11 protein-coding genes and 1 tRNA gene are annotated in these 15,867 nt (G+C 57.2%); 6 read left to right on the forward strand and 6 right to left on the reverse strand.

The window, feature by feature from the left end:
• Nucleotides 1-17: 17 nt before the first annotated feature.
• On the reverse strand, nt 18-1,472 hold the full coding sequence (locus M2422_RS00565) for an AMP nucleosidase (RefSeq protein WP_048976440.1): 1,455 nt from the start codon (nt 1,470-1,472) through the stop codon (nt 18-20).
• 73 nt (nt 1,473-1,545) lie between these two features.
• Nucleotides 1,546-2,862, reverse strand: a complete 1,317-nt coding sequence (gene shiA, locus M2422_RS00570) for a shikimate transporter (protein WP_064672775.1) — start codon at nt 2,860-2,862, stop codon at nt 1,546-1,548.
• A 256-nt stretch (nt 2,863-3,118) separates the two neighbouring features.
• On the opposite strand from shiA, the gene pagP reads away from it, so the two are divergent.
• Complete coding sequence (gene pagP, locus M2422_RS00575) at nt 3,119-3,694, forward strand: lipid IV(A) palmitoyltransferase PagP (protein ID WP_033145939.1); 576 nt, start codon at nt 3,119-3,121, stop codon at nt 3,692-3,694.
• Here the strand turns inward: pagP and M2422_RS00580 are convergent.
• The 3 genes from M2422_RS00580 to M2422_RS00590 are packed head-to-tail and all read right to left on the reverse strand — an operon-like array spanning nt 3,691 to nt 8,800.
• Entirely contained in the window at nt 3,691-4,656 is a 966-nt protein-coding gene (locus tag M2422_RS00580; RefSeq protein WP_064672774.1) for an acyltransferase, read from the reverse strand. The genes pagP and M2422_RS00580 overlap by 4 nt on opposite strands.
• On the reverse strand, nt 4,653-7,715 hold the full coding sequence (locus M2422_RS00585) for an efflux RND transporter permease subunit (protein WP_064672773.1): 3,063 nt from the start codon (nt 7,713-7,715) through the stop codon (nt 4,653-4,655). The genes M2422_RS00580 and M2422_RS00585 overlap by 4 nt, the downstream gene beginning before the upstream one ends.
• Nucleotides 7,715-8,800 (reverse strand): efflux RND transporter periplasmic adaptor subunit, encoded by a 1,086-nt coding sequence (locus tag M2422_RS00590; RefSeq protein WP_064672772.1) that lies wholly within the window; start codon nt 8,798-8,800, stop codon nt 7,715-7,717. The genes M2422_RS00585 and M2422_RS00590 overlap by 1 nt, the downstream gene beginning before the upstream one ends.
• A gap of 396 nt (nt 8,801-9,196) precedes the next feature.
• On the opposite strand from M2422_RS00590, the gene M2422_RS00595 reads away from it, so the two are divergent.
• The 3 genes from M2422_RS00595 (at nt 9,197) to ldtA (ending at nt 13,327) form a co-directional block, all read left to right on the forward strand.
• Complete coding sequence (locus M2422_RS00595) at nt 9,197-9,628, forward strand: universal stress protein (RefSeq protein WP_023312348.1); 432 nt, start codon at nt 9,197-9,199, stop codon at nt 9,626-9,628.
• Nucleotides 9,629-9,675: 47 nt separating this feature from the next.
• Nucleotides 9,676-12,369 carry a cation-transporting P-type ATPase gene (locus M2422_RS00600; protein WP_143346792.1) on the forward strand — a complete coding sequence of 898 codons (2,694 nt, stop codon included), beginning with the start codon at nt 9,676-9,678 and terminating at the stop codon, nt 12,367-12,369.
• 61 nt (nt 12,370-12,430) lie between these two features.
• Nucleotides 12,431-13,327: a L,D-transpeptidase gene (gene ldtA / locus M2422_RS00605; protein WP_047061146.1), complete on the forward strand. Its 897-nt coding sequence runs from the start codon at nt 12,431-12,433 to the stop codon at nt 13,325-13,327.
• 145 nt (nt 13,328-13,472) lie between these two features.
• On the opposite strand, the gene M2422_RS00610 is transcribed toward ldtA, so the two are convergent.
• Nucleotides 13,473-13,548, reverse strand: a tRNA-Asn gene (locus tag M2422_RS00610).
• Between the two features lie 320 nt (nt 13,549-13,868).
• Here M2422_RS00610 and nac point away from each other — a divergent pair.
• On the forward strand, nt 13,869-14,786 hold the full coding sequence (nac, locus tag M2422_RS00615; RefSeq protein ID WP_008499475.1) for a nitrogen assimilation transcriptional regulator NAC: 918 nt from the start codon (nt 13,869-13,871) through the stop codon (nt 14,784-14,786).
• 96 nt (nt 14,787-14,882) lie between these two features.
• Entirely contained in the window at nt 14,883-15,833 is a 951-nt protein-coding gene (cbl, locus tag M2422_RS00620) for an HTH-type transcriptional regulator Cbl (RefSeq protein WP_023336219.1), read from the forward strand.
• Nucleotides 15,834-15,867 lie beyond the last annotated feature (34 nt).

Genomic DNA, 15,867 nt, shown 5'->3' on the forward strand with positions numbered 1-15,867 from the left:
GTTTTTCCTTATCGTGATTAGCGGAACGGCGGCTCGTTGAAGGTGCGCAGCTTGCGGGAATGGAGCCTGTCACCTTCAGCCCGCAGCAAATCAATGGCGCGAATACCAATCTGCAGATGCTCGGAGATTGCCCCTTCGTAGAAACGGTTGGCCTGGCCCGGCAGCTTAATTTCACCGTGCAGCGGCTTATCGGAGACGCACAGCAGCGTGCCGTAAGGAACGCGGAAGCGATACCCCTGCGCGGCAATGGTGGCGCTCTCCATATCGATCGCCACCGCGCGACTCAGGTTGAACCGCAGCGCGGAGGCGGAGTAGCGCAGCTCCCAGTTGCGGTCATCCGTTGTGACGACCGTGCCGGTGCGCAGGCGCTGTTTAACCTCTTCCCCCGGCATACCGCTGACCTCTTTGGTGGCGTCATAAAGCGCGCGCTGTACTTCGGCGATGCTCGGGATTGGGATATCCGGCGGCAGGACCGCATCAAGCACGTGGTCATCGCGCAGATAGGCGTGGGCCAGCACGTAGTCGCCAATCAGCTGGCTTTCGCGCAGGCCGCCGCAGTGGCCAATCATCAGCCACACGTCCGGGCGCAGTACCGCCAGATGGTCGCAGATGGTCTTGGCATTTGACGGGCCAACGCCGATGTTAATCAGCGTGATGCCCTGGCCGTCGGCGGTGATCAGGTGCCAGGCGGGCATCTGGTGCTTTTTCCACGCCAGGTCGGAGATCGCCTGCTCGGGCGCTTCGGTTTCAGCGGTGATCCAGATCCCGCCCGCGCAGGACAGCGCGATATACGGGCTCTCCGGGTCGAGGATCTGGCTGCAGCCCCAGCGGACAAACTCGTCGACGTAGCGGGTATAGTTGGTAAAGAGCACGAACGGCTGGAAATGTTCGACTGGCGTACCGGTGTAGTGGCGCAGGCGCGCCAGAGAGAAATCGACCCGTCGGGCATCAAAGTGCGACAGGGGAGAAAATTCTGCCGGGTGATAAATCCCGTCGGCCGTCTCATCGCCAATCTGGGAAAGTTCCGTCGTCGGGAAGTGGCGGGTCAGCCCCGCGCTCATGGAGCGGTCAAGGGTTAACGCCGAACCGTCAATCACGTACGGATACGGGATCTCATGCTGCGAGGGCTCAACGGCAATGTGCGCGCCGTAATCCTGGTACAGCAGCGTAAGCTGTTCTTCCAGATACGGGCGGAACAGCGCAGGGCGGGTGACGGTGGTGCTGTAGCAGCCGGAGTGGGTAAAGCGCGCGTAGGCGCGGGTTTTGGGATTACTGCTGGCGCTGCCGTCCCAGGTCACAGAGAGCGATGGATAAACAAAAAGGCCCTCGGTTCTGGCCTTTTGGTCGGGAAGTTTCCCTGTTTCGATATATTCGCTGATGGCGCCGCGCAGCGCGTTGACGGACTGTTCATACAGCGCGTCGAGTTTTTCCAGCGCCTGAGCCGGGGTCAGGCTGGAGCCCTTATTATTCATCTCTGTCTCCTTGTTCCACAGGTGTGCGACTCTACCCGATAGTATGTCACACGCCCGTGAAACAAAAGGGAGATCAGCCGTGGCTTGTCTCTTTCATCAGCAGCGCCGTCGCCGCCGACAGCAGGCAGCCGGCCAGCAGATAAATCGCCACGCTGTGCCAGTTGCCGCCGGAGAAGGTCACCAGCGCGGCGGCAATAAACGGCGTAAATCCGCCACCGACCACGCTTGCCACCTGGTAGCCCACGCCCGCGCCGCTGTAGCGGTAGCTTGCGCCAAACAGTTCGGTGAACATCGGCTGCTGCACGCAGACCACCATATCGTGAGCGATGTTGGCGAGCATGATGGCGAAGAAGACAATCCAGAAGATCGACTGCGCCTCGAGCGCCATAAAGAACGGCCAGGCGCTGAGGGTACCAATCAGCGCCCCGGTGATGTAGACGCGACGGCGGCCAAACCTGTCCGCCAGCCAGGCGAAGCAGGGGATAGTCAGACAGCTGATCCCGCCGACCAGCAGGCCAATATTCAGGAACAGCTCGCGCGGCAGACCGAGGTTCTGCGTCGAGTAGTTCAGGGCAAACGCGGTGACGATATACATCGTCAGCAGCTCGCACAGGCGCAGGGCGATAATTTTCAGAAAAGCGCCAGGGTGCTGAACCAGCGCTTCCATCACAGGCAGACGCTTTTTGGCGAGCGGTTTTTCCAGCTGTTGTTTTTCAAACTCAGCCGACTCCTCCATCCCGTTGCGGATCCACAGCGCGGCGATGACCAGCACGATGCTGAAGATGAACGGAATGCGCCAGCCCCAGCTCAGGAACTGCTCGTCGGTGGTGAGCTGGCTGATTAGCGATACCAGCCCGGTGGAAAGCAGAAGGCCCACGCCGTACCCGACCTGTACGCCGCTGCTGTAAAACGATTTCTTATTTTTCGGCGCGCTCTCTACGGACAGCAGCGCCGCACCGCCCCATTCGCCGCCTACGGCGAAGCCCTGGATGGCGCGCAGGGTGACCAGCAGTACCGGTGCCCACCAGCCAATGATGGAAAACGAAGGGAGAATACCAATCAGCGCGGTGGCGATCCCCATCATCCAGACGGTGAGCATCAGCATGCGCTTGCGGCCCAGGCGGTCGCCGAAGTGGCCGAAGATCACACCGCCCAGCGGGCGAAACAGAAAGCCGACGCCGAAAGTGGCAAACGCGGCAAGCGTGCCCATCGCAGGGCTGACCTGGGGAAAAAACTCGCGGTTAAACACCAGGGCGGCAGTGATGCCGTAAAGCAGAAAATCATACCAGTCGACGACGGCACCCGCGAAGCTGCCTAAGGCTGCGCGGCGGGCACGATTGAGCGAAGGTGTCTCCTCGTTGGGACGATCGGAGATGAGGGTGGAGTCCATAGTTGTCCTGTCCGTACTGATTTTTTAATTATTGGTATAAGAAAAGGTCACTCACGTTGCGCCCGTCATATAAACGGAACCTATGAGACTAACGCGACAGAACGCCTGAGAAAACGTTTTTATCTTTCCGGATGGTGCTGAATAAATAAATTTCATCCCCGCCTGCAGCGAGATAATTGTGTCTTCTGGCTCCGTTAAAGGCTGAATGGTTTACAGTAATAGTGACCGCTGCGTAAGTTAAGCTGAGGGAATAACGATGCAACGCACCTTTTCGGCATTCTGGATGGTCCTGTTTTTATTCGTCGCACCGCTTCATGCGGAGCCCAACGTCTATGGTGAACAGCGTATCAGCGGCTGGTGGAATGCGCTGACGGATGATATTTCGCAAACCTGGGAAGAGCCCCAACGTTACGACCTGTACCTGCCGTTTCTGAGCTGGCACGCTCGCTTTATGTACGACAAAGAAAAAACCGACAATTACAATGAAATGCCGTGGGGCGGCGGGCTGGGCGTTTCCCGCTATAACGAAGAGGGCAACTGGAGCGCGCTGTTCGCGATGATGTTCAAGGACTCGCATAACGAATGGCAGCCCGCGATGGGCTATGGCTGGGAGAAGGGCTGGTATCTGGATGATGCCAAAGATTTCCGTCTTGGGCTCGGTGCCGCGGCGGGCATCACGGCGCGAGATGATTTTGCAAACTATGTCCCGCTACCGTTCATCTTCCCGCTGTTTTCGGCCGGGTATAAGCGCGTTACCGTCCAGTTCACCTATATTCCAGGAACCTATAACAACGGCAACGTGCTCTTTGCCTGGCTGCGCTTGGGCTTTTAAAGGGTGATCACCTTTTTTGCCACGGCGTTAGACAATACCAGCATGGAGAACAGAACTGAGGTGACGAAGGTGAGCACAATCAGCGCCAGCTTCATACCGAGAGAGGTCACCGGTATCAGCGCCGTCAGCAGATGAAACACCGAGTAGTGCACAATATACACGCCGGTCATCGTTTTGCTGATGGCGGCCAGAATGGACTCCTTAAATTCAGCATTGCGGCGAAATCGCACGCCGTTCGCCGCAATCACCAGCGCGATGATTAAAATGTAAATCTGCGAGCCGGTGAGAATAAAGGCGTTTCTGTCCGCCTTGAACAGCGCGAAGAAGAAATGGCGCTCGTAAAACCAGGTGAAGAGGTAGATAAACGGGATGGCGACGACCGCCGCCCTGACGACATTTTTACGGCTAATCCACTCGGCAATTTTCGGGTCGCAAAAGAGTTGCCCCGTCAGATAAAACAGCAGCCACGTCCACAGCCGATACTGCGGTGAAAGAGAAAGGACGTGCGTTCCAGGATAGAGCGCCGACAGCAGATCGTATCCGTAGGAAAAGAGCAGCAGGGCGGCAATCGCGCCGCAGAACAGCGCTCGCCGCTGGCTAAGCCACTCCACCACCGGGTGGAAGGTGTAAATCACCACAAAGGCGAACACGAACCAGGGCTGGATTAAATACCCGCGCTGATAGGGCTCCCACAGGTAGTAGATCGTTATCCAGAACAGAAAAACAATCACCAGACTTTTAATTTTACCCAGCTGCCAGCGGGTGCCGTGCCGTGATTGTCCGTCGAGATAGCCCGCAACGACAAAAAACAGCGGTGTGGCGATCGTCGAAATAAAGGTTAAAAATCCCAGGATCCAGTGATAGTCATAATCATAATGATCCCAGGTGTTGTAGATGGTAAAGAAGGTCACCGCCGTCATACAGCCCAGCGTCTTGATAATGTTCAGCCCTGTCGCATTCATTGTTGTTTGGCTTCGTCCTTACGATGGAAACACGCATAGATCACGGGGAGTACCAGCAGCGTCAGGATTGTAGCAAACCCCAGTCCAAACATAATCACAACGGCCATGCTCTGGAAGAAAACGTCCAGCAGCAGCGGAGCCAGGCCAAGTACGGTCGTGAACGCGGTGAGCAGGATGGGGCGCAGACGTGAGGTCGCGGCGTACACGATCGCGCTGTGCTGATCCTGTTGCGTTTTCTGCTGTTCGATCTCTTCCACCAGCACGATGCCGTTGCGGATGAGCATTCCGCTCAGGCTCAGCAGACCAATCAGCGCCATAAAGCCAAAGGGAATGCCGGTAAGTAAAAATCCCGGCGTCACGCCAATCAGCGCCAGCGGTACGGTCAGCCAGATAGCGACCGCATTTTTTACCGAGCTGAACATCAGCACCGTAATGACAAACATCACCAGATACCCGAGAGGTAGCGTAGTGAATAGCCCCTGCTGCGCTTCGCTGGAGTTTTCCGCGTCGCCCCCCCACTCGATGCTGTAGCCGTGTGGCAGGGGAAGGGCATCTACTTGCGGCTTCACCCGGGCGAGAATGTCCCCGGAGGTTTGCTGGCTCAGCGGGTCCGGGTCCGTCTGCACCGTCAGCACCCGCGAGCGGTCGCGTCGAAGGATGAGCGGATCTTCCCACTCCAGCGAGAAGCGGCTGACGACGTTACTCAGCGGGATATACTGCTGCCGCGTCTGGCTCCAGACCAGCACGTTGTTCAGGTGACTGGCGTCCAGCCGTTCGCTCTCAGGCGGGCGCACCACGACCGGGAGCAGGTCGCTGCCTTCCCGATACAGCCCCGCCCGGCTGCCGGAAAAGTTCATCTCCAGCGCGTTGTCAACGTCCTGCTTATCTACGCCAAGCTCGCGGCCCAGGGCGGCAACGTACTGTGGGCGGATCACCTTGCTGCGGTTTTGCCAGTCGTTCCTGACGCTGCCCGTGGCCGGGTCGCGCGTGAGGATATCGTCCACCTGGCTGGCAATCAGGCGCAGCCGGTCAGGGTCGGGGCCTTTAATGCGCACCTCAATGGCGCTATCGCCGGAGGGGCCAAACATCACGCGTTTGGTGCTGGCGTTGACCTGCGGATAGTTTCGCGCGATGTACTCGTCCACGTGGCGCGTCAGGGCGGAGATGTTGCGCTGGTCGTCCATGCGCACCATGATCTGCGCATAGTTGCTGTACTGGCGCTGTCCGCTGTAGGTCAGAATAAAGCGCATACTTCCCTGACCAATGGTTGAGACGGTGGTCTCCACGCCAGGCTGGCCGTTAATGGTTTTTTCGATATCGCCGGTCATTTTCTCAGTCCACTTGATATCGGTACCGTAGGGTAACCACAGGTCGACAAAGAAAATGGGCGTATTAGACGACGGGAAAAAGTTTTGCCGTACGGCGCCGAAGCCCCAGACAGACGCTGCCAGCAGCGCAGCCATCACAATGAGCGTCGGTGCCTTATGATGCAACAGCGTGTTAAGCAGGCGCTGGTAGGCGCGGTAGAGTCGTTTATCGTAAGGGTCTGATTCGTCGGTTTTATCGGGCGCGCTGTCGTTTTTAAACAACCACCACTTAATCAGCACCGGGGTGAGGGTGAGCGCCGAAAACCAGCTCAGCATCAGGGAAATCAGCAGCACCTGGAACAGGGATTTACAGTATTCCCCGGTGGAATCCTGCGACAGCCCGATAGGGGCAAACGCCAGGATGGCAATCACCGTCGCCCCCAGCAGCGGCAGGGCGGAGCGGCGGATGATGTAGTTTACGGCGGTTAACAGCGGGGAGCCCTGCTGTCGGGCAATCAATACCCCTTCGACAATCACGATGGCGTTATCCACCAGCATGCTGAGGGCGATAATCAGCGCCCCAAGCGAGATGCGCTGTAGCTCAATGCCACACAGATACATAATCAGCAGCGTGCCCAGCACGTTAAGGGCGAGAGAAACCGCAATGATGATCCCGCTGCGTACGCCCATAAAAATCAGCAGCACGCCGATGACAATCGCCAGCGCCATCAGGAAGTTAATAATAAAACCGTTAACAGAGTGGCCCACTTCGGCTGCCTGATCGTAAAACAGGTCTATCCGTATGCCGGCCGGTTTTTCCGCCGACATCTGGTTTAGCTTCGCCTCCAGCGCGTGGCCCACGTCGATCACGTTTACCCCGGGAATAAACGAGACGCCCATCGTGACGGCTTTTTTGCCGTTGGCATGGTAGATACTGGCTGGCGATTCGTTCAGCCCGCGCGACAGCGTGGCGATATCCCGCAGACGCGTCGCCGCCCCGGTGCCGGAAGGCGTGATGATGAGATCCGCCAGTTCATCAAGATTCCCGAACTCGCCGGTCGGGTGCAGGCGAATGGATTCGGTGCCGGAGGTGATTTCTCCTGCGCTGGAAACAACGTTAAGTCTGCTGAGCAGGGCGGAAAGCTGGTTCAGCGTAATGCCGCGCGCGGCCATTTTGCTCAGGGAGATATCAATGTTGACCTGCTGGCTAATCGCCCCACCGATGGCGACCTTCGCAACCCCGGGGACCAGAATTAACTCGCGGCGAAGCTGCTCCGCGTATCTCACCAGTTCAGGGTTACTGAATTCATCCCCGGAAATGGCGAAGAAGAAGCCGAACACGTCGCCGAAATCGTCATTCACAAAGGGCGTGACGACGCCGGGCGGGAACTGACGCGAGGCATCACCCACGCGGCGGCGCAGTTCATCCCAAATCTGCGGCAGCTCGTTCGAGTGATAGCGTGACGCGATGTTAACGGTGATTTGCGACAGACCGTTTGACGAGATAGAGCTGACGTTATCCAGATAAGGCAGCTGCTGAAGGGCATTCTCCAGCGGAAGCGTCACCTCTTCTTCCACCTGCTGAGCGGATGCGCCGGGGTAGTGGGTGACCACCACTGCGGTTTTGATGGTAAAGGCGGGATCTTCCAGCCTGCCGATATTCAACAGGGCGAAAATCCCCCCGATGCCCAGCAGCAGGATCGTTAGCCAGACGCGAACGGGGTTATTGATAAATTGACGAGAGATATCCATTACAGTCCCCGTTCACGCGTCCAGATACGCACCGGCTGATTAGCATGCAGCTCCCCAACGCCTGCGGCCACCACGCGTTCGCCCGCCTTAAGCCCGCTGGTGATCACCACGCCTTCAGTACTCACTTGTCCCACGCTGACCTTGCGGTCTTCAAGATGGAGCGCGTCGCCTTCGCCCGTTACGACCCAGACGTGCGGCTCATTGCGCGGGCTGTTGTCCGGGTTAAAGACTGCCTCAACCGGTACGACCAGCGCCTGAGCGCCCGCGCCCGCCGGGAGGTTGGTTAAATTGATGGTCACCGTACCGCTTACGCCACCGACGGCGGGAAAATCATCTGGCCGCGGCATGGTGAGTATCACCTGCCAGGTCAGGGTATTGCTGTCGCTGCTGCCCGAGTGCTCTTTGTAGACGGCGGTAAATTCACGATCCGGAATGGCGTTAATTCGCACCACGGGGCGATACTGCGCGTTGCGGATATCAAAGGTCTTAAACAGGTTTTCGGGGATACTGAACACCACGTCAAGCAGGTCGGTGCGGGTTAACGTGGCAATGGGCTGTCCGGGGGACACCACCTGATGGTTTCGGACATGTACGCTGGCCGCCGTCCCGCTGAAGGGGGCGACGAGCGTCATCTGATTCAGCTCTTCCCGGGCAATCTGCAGCGCCGCATTCGCCGAATCTCGGTTCGCACGCTGCACGTCCATTTCCGCTTTCGAAATCGCCTGCCGGCCCGCCAGCGTCTGGAAGCGATCGAACTGCCTCTGGGCCAGCGTCGCCGCCGTTTGTCTGTCGTTAACCCGCTGCTGGGCTTCACGGGCGTTCAGTCTGGCAAGCTGTTGCCCCTGCTTGATGGCTGCGCCCTGACGCACATCCAGCGCTTCAATTTGACCTGCGCGCTTGAAGGAAAGGTCTGTGGCATCGCCCGATTCAATGCGGGCGGGGAAAACGCGCTGCTGGGCGTGACCGGGAACCGTCACCTCCGCCACTTTTACCATCCTGGGAAGGGGAGAGTCTTGCTTCGGTTTCGGGTCGCACGCCGTGAGCGTTAACAAAACGAACGGTAAAAGAGAGAGGTAGCGGTTCACTGTATTCCCCTAATAAATAACTGTTTTATTTATTCCATAACCTGGACAGGGGTGACACTATTCTGCCAGAACAGTGACGACCATATAGGTAAATAAACCAATCGCCGTGCTGGCGATAATGGCAAGCGCAATAAACATACCCAGACGGATCAGGCTTAAACCATACATACATTCCTCCATGAGCCGGAAGCGGTAGCTGACTATGAGCATAGTCGGCGAAAAGATAAATGTTAAATAACCATTATCAGTGGGGAAGCGCTAAACCTGATATTCCTGTGCTACGTTTAATGTTAATCATCTTTTTTTTCCGTAACTGGCATTAAGGGCAACCCCCTGCATTTAATGCGTTTTTTTGCTTCATTCACTCTCGTGTTGGTTATAAAAAGGATGCTCGATATGTATAAAAACATTCTCGTTCCGGTGGATGTCTACGAGACAAGCCTGGCGGATAAAGCGTTGCAGCATGCACAGTTTCTGGCGCAAAGCGCATCGGGTGACATTCATTTGCTGCACGTCATGCCCAAATTTTCAGCCGAACTGACGCGTGGTTTTATTTCAGATGCGCGCAAAATGGATGAATATATGATTAATAATTCGAAAGAAAAGCTGTCTGACCTGGTCAAAAAAGTAAATTTGCCAGAAGAGCGTGTTCATCTCCACGTCCGTAGCGGGAATGTTCGTGATGAGGTTATTAAGCTGGCGGATGAACTTACCGTCGGCGCGATTATTGTCGGCTCGCGAAATCCAAATATTCAAACCCATTTGTTAGGATCGGAGGCGGCAAGTATTGTTCGTTACGCACATGTTCCTGTTTTCGTTATTCGTTAATTACAGAGAAGCAAGGTGATTTCTGAATAGAACCTGAGGAAGGAACGATGAAAACAGGAAAACCTGAACGTCCGTATTATCAACAAACCGTTGATGAAACCCTGTCGAATATTCACTCCACACTGGAAGGCCTTAGCGGCACAGAGGCATCAGCCCGACTTCAGCAGCACGGTGAGAATGCGTTACCGCAAAAAAAGGGCAAACCTGCCTGGCTGCGCTTCCTGGCGCATTTTAACGACGTATTGATTTACGTTCTGCTGGTGGCCGCGTTGCTTAAGCTCTTCATGGGCCACTGGGTAGACATGTTTGTGATCCTTGGGGTTGCCATCATTAACGCGCTGATTGGCCATATCCAGGAGAGCAATGCTGAAAAATCGCTGCAGAGCATTCGCAATATGCTCTCCAGCGAAGCCGTGGTGGTACGACAGGGGAATCATGAAACGATCCCCACCACGGCGCTGGTCCCGGGAGATATCGTGGTGATCCGCGCCGGGGATCGTATCCCTGCGGACCTGCGCGTGATTGAAGCGCATAACCTTCGCGTGGAGGAGGCCATCCTGACCGGCGAATCCACCGTTGTTGAGAAAAACAGCGATGCGTTAAGCGGGGAACTGCCCTTAGGTGACCGGTATAATCTGCTCTACTCAGGCACTACCGTTAGCTCCGGCGGCGGTAAAGGCGTGGTGGTGGCAACCGGGGGCGAGACCGAGCTGGGCCACATCAATCAGATGATGTCCGACATTGAAAAACACCGCACGCCGCTGATGGTGCAGATGGATAAGCTCGGTAAGACCATCTTCATCACTATCCTGGTGATGATGGTGGCGCTGTTTGTCTTTAGCCTCCTGTTCCGGGATATGCCAGTTTCAGAACTGGTGCTGTCGCTTATTAGCCTCGCCGTTGCCGCCGTGCCGGAAGGCCTGCCGGCCATCATTTCCATCATCCTTTCGCTTGGCGTACAGGCCATGGCGCGTCGCAAGGCTATCATTCGCAAGCTGCCTACGGTGGAAACGCTGGGGGCGATGACGGTCATCTGCTCGGATAAAACCGGCACCCTGACGATGAATGAAATGACGGTCAAAGCGGTGATTACCGCTGACACGACCTATCGCGTAGAGGGCGACAGCTACGAACCGGTGGGGAATATTCACCCCGTAGATGACCCGACGCCCGTCAGCGTGACGCAGGGTTCCCTGCTGGAACGCTACCTGCGCACCATTGACCTCTGTAATGACAGCCAGCTGATCAAAGACGAGCAGGGGCTGTGGAAAATCACCGGGGGGCCAACCGAGGGCGCGCTGAAGGTGCTGGCGGCGAAAATCCCGCTCCCACCGGTCGACACCGAAATGCGCAGTAAAATCCCGTTTGATTCGCAGTATAAATACATGTCCACGCTGTACCGGCTGGGCGATGAAGAGGTGATTTTAATCACCGGCGCGCCGGACGTCCTGTTCCGCCTCTGCCAGTACCAGCAGACGAATGACGGACTGCAGCCGTTCGATCAGCCTTACTGGGAAGGGAAGATTGAAGAGTATGCCCGGGAAGGTCTGCGCATGGTGGCCGCGGCCTGGAAACCTGCCCGCGAGGGGCAACGCGAGCTGGATCACCCGGACCTGCATGACGGCGTGATCCTGCTGGGTATCGCAGGAATGATGGATCCGCCGCGTCCGGAGGCCATTACCGCCATTGCCGACTGTCTGCAGGCCGGGATCCGCGTGAAAATGATCACCGGTGACCACCCGCAAACGGCCATGAGCATTGGGCAAATGTTGGGGATTGGTAACGCCGCAAGCGCTATCACCGGACGTGAGCTGGAGGCGATGGACGATCGTCAGCTGAGCGACGCCGCACAGCAGTACGATATTTTCGCCCGAACCAGCCCGGAGGATAAATTCCGCCTTGTGCAGGCTCTGCAAAGTAAACAGGAAGTCGTGGGCATGACCGGGGATGGCGTAAATGATGCCCCCGCGCTCAAGCGGGCGGATGTGGGTATCGCCATGGGGATTAAGGGGACTGAAGTGACCAAGGAAGCCGCCGACATGGTGTTAACGGATGACAACTTTGCCACCATTGCCAGCGCGGTGCACGAGGGACGCCGGGTTTACGATAACCTGAAAAAGACCATTCTGTTCGTTATCCCCAGCAACATCGCGCAGGCCCTGCTGATTATCATCGCGCTGCTGGCGGGGAACCTGATCCCGCTGACGCCGGTCCTGATCCTGTGGATGAACATGGCGACGTCGGCAACGCTGTCGTTTGGCCTGGCGTTTGAAGCGGGTGAGAAGGACATCATGAACCGGCCACCGCGCAAGGCGAATCTCCATGTGATGGACGGCTATGCCATCTGGCGCGTGGTGTTTGTCGGTCTGATGATTGCCATCAGCGCCTTCGTGCTGGAAGCCTGGCTACAGCCGCGCGGCTATTCGGCAGAATTTATCCGCACCGTGCTGCTGCAAACCCTGGTCACTGCGCAGTGGTTCTACATGCTCAACTGCCGCGTTAATGACGGCTTCTCGCTGAGCAAAGGCCTGCTGGCGAACAAAGGGATTTGGATCGTGAGCGGCGTACTGCTGGCGCTACAGCTTCTTATCATTTACGCACCGTTCATGCAGATGCTGTTTGGCACCGAAGCGCTGCCGTTCCGCTACTGGGTCATCACCTTCCTGATTGGTTTTGTGATGTTCCTTATTGTCGAGGCGGAGAAAGTGCTGACGCGCAGGTGGCGCAAAACCGAGGCGTGATAGCGTAAACTGAGAAAGCCTGCCTGAGTCCGGGCTTTCTCTTTTTTGAGCGCAGAAAACTATGATTCGACTTACCTGGTTCGTCCTTACGCTGTGTGCCGCTGTACCCGGTGCGTTTGCCGTAACCTATACGCTTCCGCCGGAAGGCAGTCGTCTGGTGGGTACCCCGATTATCATCACCGTTCCCGAAGGCAACACGCTGCCTCTGGAAGCCTTTGCCGCGCAGCACGGGCAGGGGCTGAGCAACCTGCTGGAAGCAAACCCGGGCGTGGATCCTTTTTTGCCCAAACCCGGCACCCGGCTGGTGATACCCCAGCAGCTGATTTTGCCTGACACCGTCCGCGAGGGCATTATCGTCAATGCGGCAGAAATGCGCCTTTACTATTACCCGCCAGGCGGTAACACCGTTGAAGTGCTGCCCATCGGCATCGGTCAGGCCGGGCGTGAAACCCCGCGTAACTGGGTGACGGCCGTTGAGCGTAAGCAGGAGGGGCCAACCTGGTCTCCAACGCCGAATACGCGCCGTGCCTATGCGGCAGAAGGGAAAACGCTGCCGGCATTCGTGCCCGCCGGGCCGGATAACCCGATGGGGCTGTATGCGATTTATATCGGCAGGCTGTATGCCATTCACGGCACAAACTCGAATTTCGGCATCGGGCTGCGGGTGAGCCAGGGCTGTATCCGTCTGCGTAATAACGACATCAAGTATCTTTTCGATAATGTTCCCGTAGGCACCCGCGTGCAGCTTATCGATCGGCCCGTAAAGATGACCACGGAGCCGGACGGCAGCCGCTGGGTGGAAGTTCACGAGCCATTATCACGTAACCGTGCGGAATTTGAGTCAACCCGGAAAGTGCCGCTGCCTATTTCAGCCGCGCAGCGAACGCAGTTGATAAACGAGGGCGCGGGCGCTGAACTGGAACGGCGGTCGGGAATGCCGGTTAAGATTGGCATGTGAAGGGATAGCGCGGGCTGGTGCCCTCACCCCAGCCCTCTCCCGCGGGAGAGGGTGCAAACACTAAAAACGGCAACCCGGTTGCCGTTTTGCATTTACCTTGCGCAGAAAAGCAAAAAGCCTGCTTTAAAAGCAGGCTTTTCAAATTTGGCTCCTCTGACTGGACTCGAACCAGTGACATACGGATTAACAGTCCGCCGTTCTACCGACTGAACTACAGAGGAATCGTGTGAACGGGGCGCATATTATCGACCTGCGTTCGCCTTGTCAAAGGGTGGATCAACGCCTTTTGATCGTTTGCTGACAAAATCGGCAAAGTGATGTTTTTGGCAGCGGAATGCACCGTCATGGTGCGGGTATACCCCTAATGGGGCAGATCATAAACTGCTGTTTCGGTAATAAAACCCCCCTCCATGATTAGGTTTCCTTATTTTCAGGCGCTTAGCGAACAATTTAGACCGCCTGGTAAAAGTGGCATTCATATTGCAAAACCTGTTCAACAACGACAGCCGGTTCCGGCACAGCATTTCGAACAGGGGGCAAAATGAACTTAAGACGACTGAAATACTTCGTAAAAATCGTCGATATCGGCAGCCTGACTCAAGCGGCAGAAGTGCTGCATATCGCGCAGCCCGCGCTGAGCCAGCAGGTGGCTACTCTGGAAGGCGAGATGGATCAGCAGCTGTTGATCCGCACCAAACGCGGCGTCACGCCAACGGAAGCAGGCAAGATCCTGTATACCCATGCGCGCACCATCCTTCGCCAGTGTGAACAGGCGCAGCTGGCGGTAAATAACGTGGGCCAGACCCTGAGCGGGCACGTGTCTATCGGCCTGGCGCCGGGAACGGCCGCGTCCTCTATTACCATGCCGCTGCTGCAGGCCGTTCGCGCCGAGCTGCCTGAAGTGCTGGTGTACCTGCACGAAAACAGCGGTTCCGTGCTGAATGACAAACTGCTCAACGGCCAGCTGGATATGGCGGTCCTTTACGATCGCTCCCCGGTCGCCGGCATCACCAGCCAGCCGCTGCTGAAAGAAGATCTCTATCTCGTGGGCACCCGCGACTGTCCGGGCCAGAGCGTAGACCTTACCGCCGTGGCAGAGATGAACCTTTATCTGCCGCGCGACTACAGCGCCGTGCGCGTGCGCGTGGACGAAGCGTTCTCCCTGCGCCGCCTGACGGCCAAAATCATCGGCGAAATTGACTCAATCTCCACGCTCACCGCGGCCATTGCCAGCGGAATGGGGGTGACGGTTCTGCCGGAATCCGCAGCACGCTCGCTGTGCAGCGCGGCGAACGGCTGGATGGCGCGGATCACCACGCCTTCGATGAGCCTGCCGCTGTCGCTGAACATGTCTGCACGCGGTTCGCTGTCGCCGCAGGCGCAGGCGGTAAAAGAGATTTTGATGTCGCTGGTCAGCAAGCCGTCGCTTGAGAACCGTGAACTCCAGCTCGTGAGCTGATATTCCATAAAAGCATAAGATGCTGGTTTTTATTATTTGTTCTGCAGCGCGGCTGACTCTAACAATAGAGCTATGTCAGATGCGCCGGAGTGAATCGTGAATTTCCAGCAACTTAAAATTATCCGTGAGGCGGCCAGGCGGGACTACAACCTGACCGAGGTCGCCAATATGCTTTATACCTCTCAGTCCGGCGTCAGCCGCCACATCCGCGAGCTGGAAGAGGAGCTGGGCATAGAGATCTTTATCCGTCGCGGCAAGCGGCTGCTCGGCATGACGGAGCCGGGTAAGGCTTTGCTCACCATCGCTGAGCGGATCCTCAACGAGGCAAGCAACGTGCGTCGTCTGGCGGATCTCTTTACCAATGACGCCTCGGGCGTACTCACCATCGCCACCACCCACACCCAGGCGCGCTACAGCCTGCCGCCGGTGATTAAAGCGTTCCGCGAACTTTTCCCCGACGTCCGTCTGGAGCTCATCCAGGGCACGCCGCAGGAAATTGAAGTGCTGCTGCAAAACGGTGGGGCGGATATCGGCATTGCCAGCGAACGCCTGAGCAACGACCCGCTGCTGGTGGCCTTTCCCTGGTTCCGCTGGTACCACAGCCTGTTACTCCCGGTCGATCATCCGCTGAATCAGGTTTCCCCTCTGACGCTGGAAGACGTTGCGAAATGGCCGCTGATCACCTACCGCCAGGGGATCACCGGACGCTCGCGCATAGACGAGGCCTTCAACCGCAAAGGGCTAACGCCGGACGTGGTGCTGAGCGCGCAGGATTCTGACGTGATCAAAACCTACGTCGAGCTGGGTCTGGGCATTGGTCTGGTGGCGGAACAGTCCAGCGGAGAACGCGAGGACGGGAACCTGGTGCGTCTTGATACGCGTCATCTGTTCGACGCAAACACCGTATGGCTTGGCCTGAAGCGCGGGCAGCTGCAGCGCAACTACGTGTGGCGCTTTATCGAACTCTGTAACGCCGGGCTGTCGGTGGATGAGATTAAACGCCAGGTGATGGAGCCGGAAGAAGTGGCGATTGATTATCAGATTTAGGTGCTGGTTTGTCCGGTAGCGCTGCGCTGACCGG

Origin of the sequence: Enterobacter sp. SLBN-59, assembly GCF_024807915.1 — a bacterium.
GTDB classification, from domain to species: Bacteria; Pseudomonadota; Gammaproteobacteria; order Enterobacterales; family Enterobacteriaceae; genus Enterobacter; species Enterobacter asburiae_B.

Bases quoted from the DNA above. Each gene is read 5' to 3' on its own strand.
- M2422_RS00585 (WP_064672773.1), bottom strand. From the start codon at position 7,715: ATGGATATCTCTCGTCAATTTATCAATAACCCCGTTCGCGTCTGGCTA.
- M2422_RS00595 (WP_023312348.1), top strand. From the start codon at position 9,197: ATGTATAAAAACATTCTCGTTCCGGTGGATGTCTACGAGACAAGCCTG.
- nac (WP_008499475.1), top strand. From the start codon at position 13,869: ATGAACTTAAGACGACTGAAATACTTCGTAAAAATCGTCGATATCGGC.
- pagP (WP_033145939.1), top strand. From the start codon at position 3,119: ATGCAACGCACCTTTTCGGCATTCTGGATGGTCCTGTTTTTATTCGTC.
- M2422_RS00580 (WP_064672774.1), bottom strand. From the start codon at position 4,656: ATGAATGCGACAGGGCTGAACATTATCAAGACGCTGGGCTGTATGACG.
- ldtA (WP_047061146.1), top strand. From the start codon at position 12,431: ATGATTCGACTTACCTGGTTCGTCCTTACGCTGTGTGCCGCTGTACCC.
- shiA (WP_064672775.1), bottom strand. From the start codon at position 2,862: ATGGACTCCACCCTCATCTCCGATCGTCCCAACGAGGAGACACCTTCG.
- M2422_RS00565 (WP_048976440.1), bottom strand. From the start codon at position 1,472: ATGAATAATAAGGGCTCCAGCCTGACCCCGGCTCAGGCGCTGGAAAAA.
- M2422_RS00600 (WP_143346792.1), top strand. From the start codon at position 9,676: ATGAAAACAGGAAAACCTGAACGTCCGTATTATCAACAAACCGTTGAT.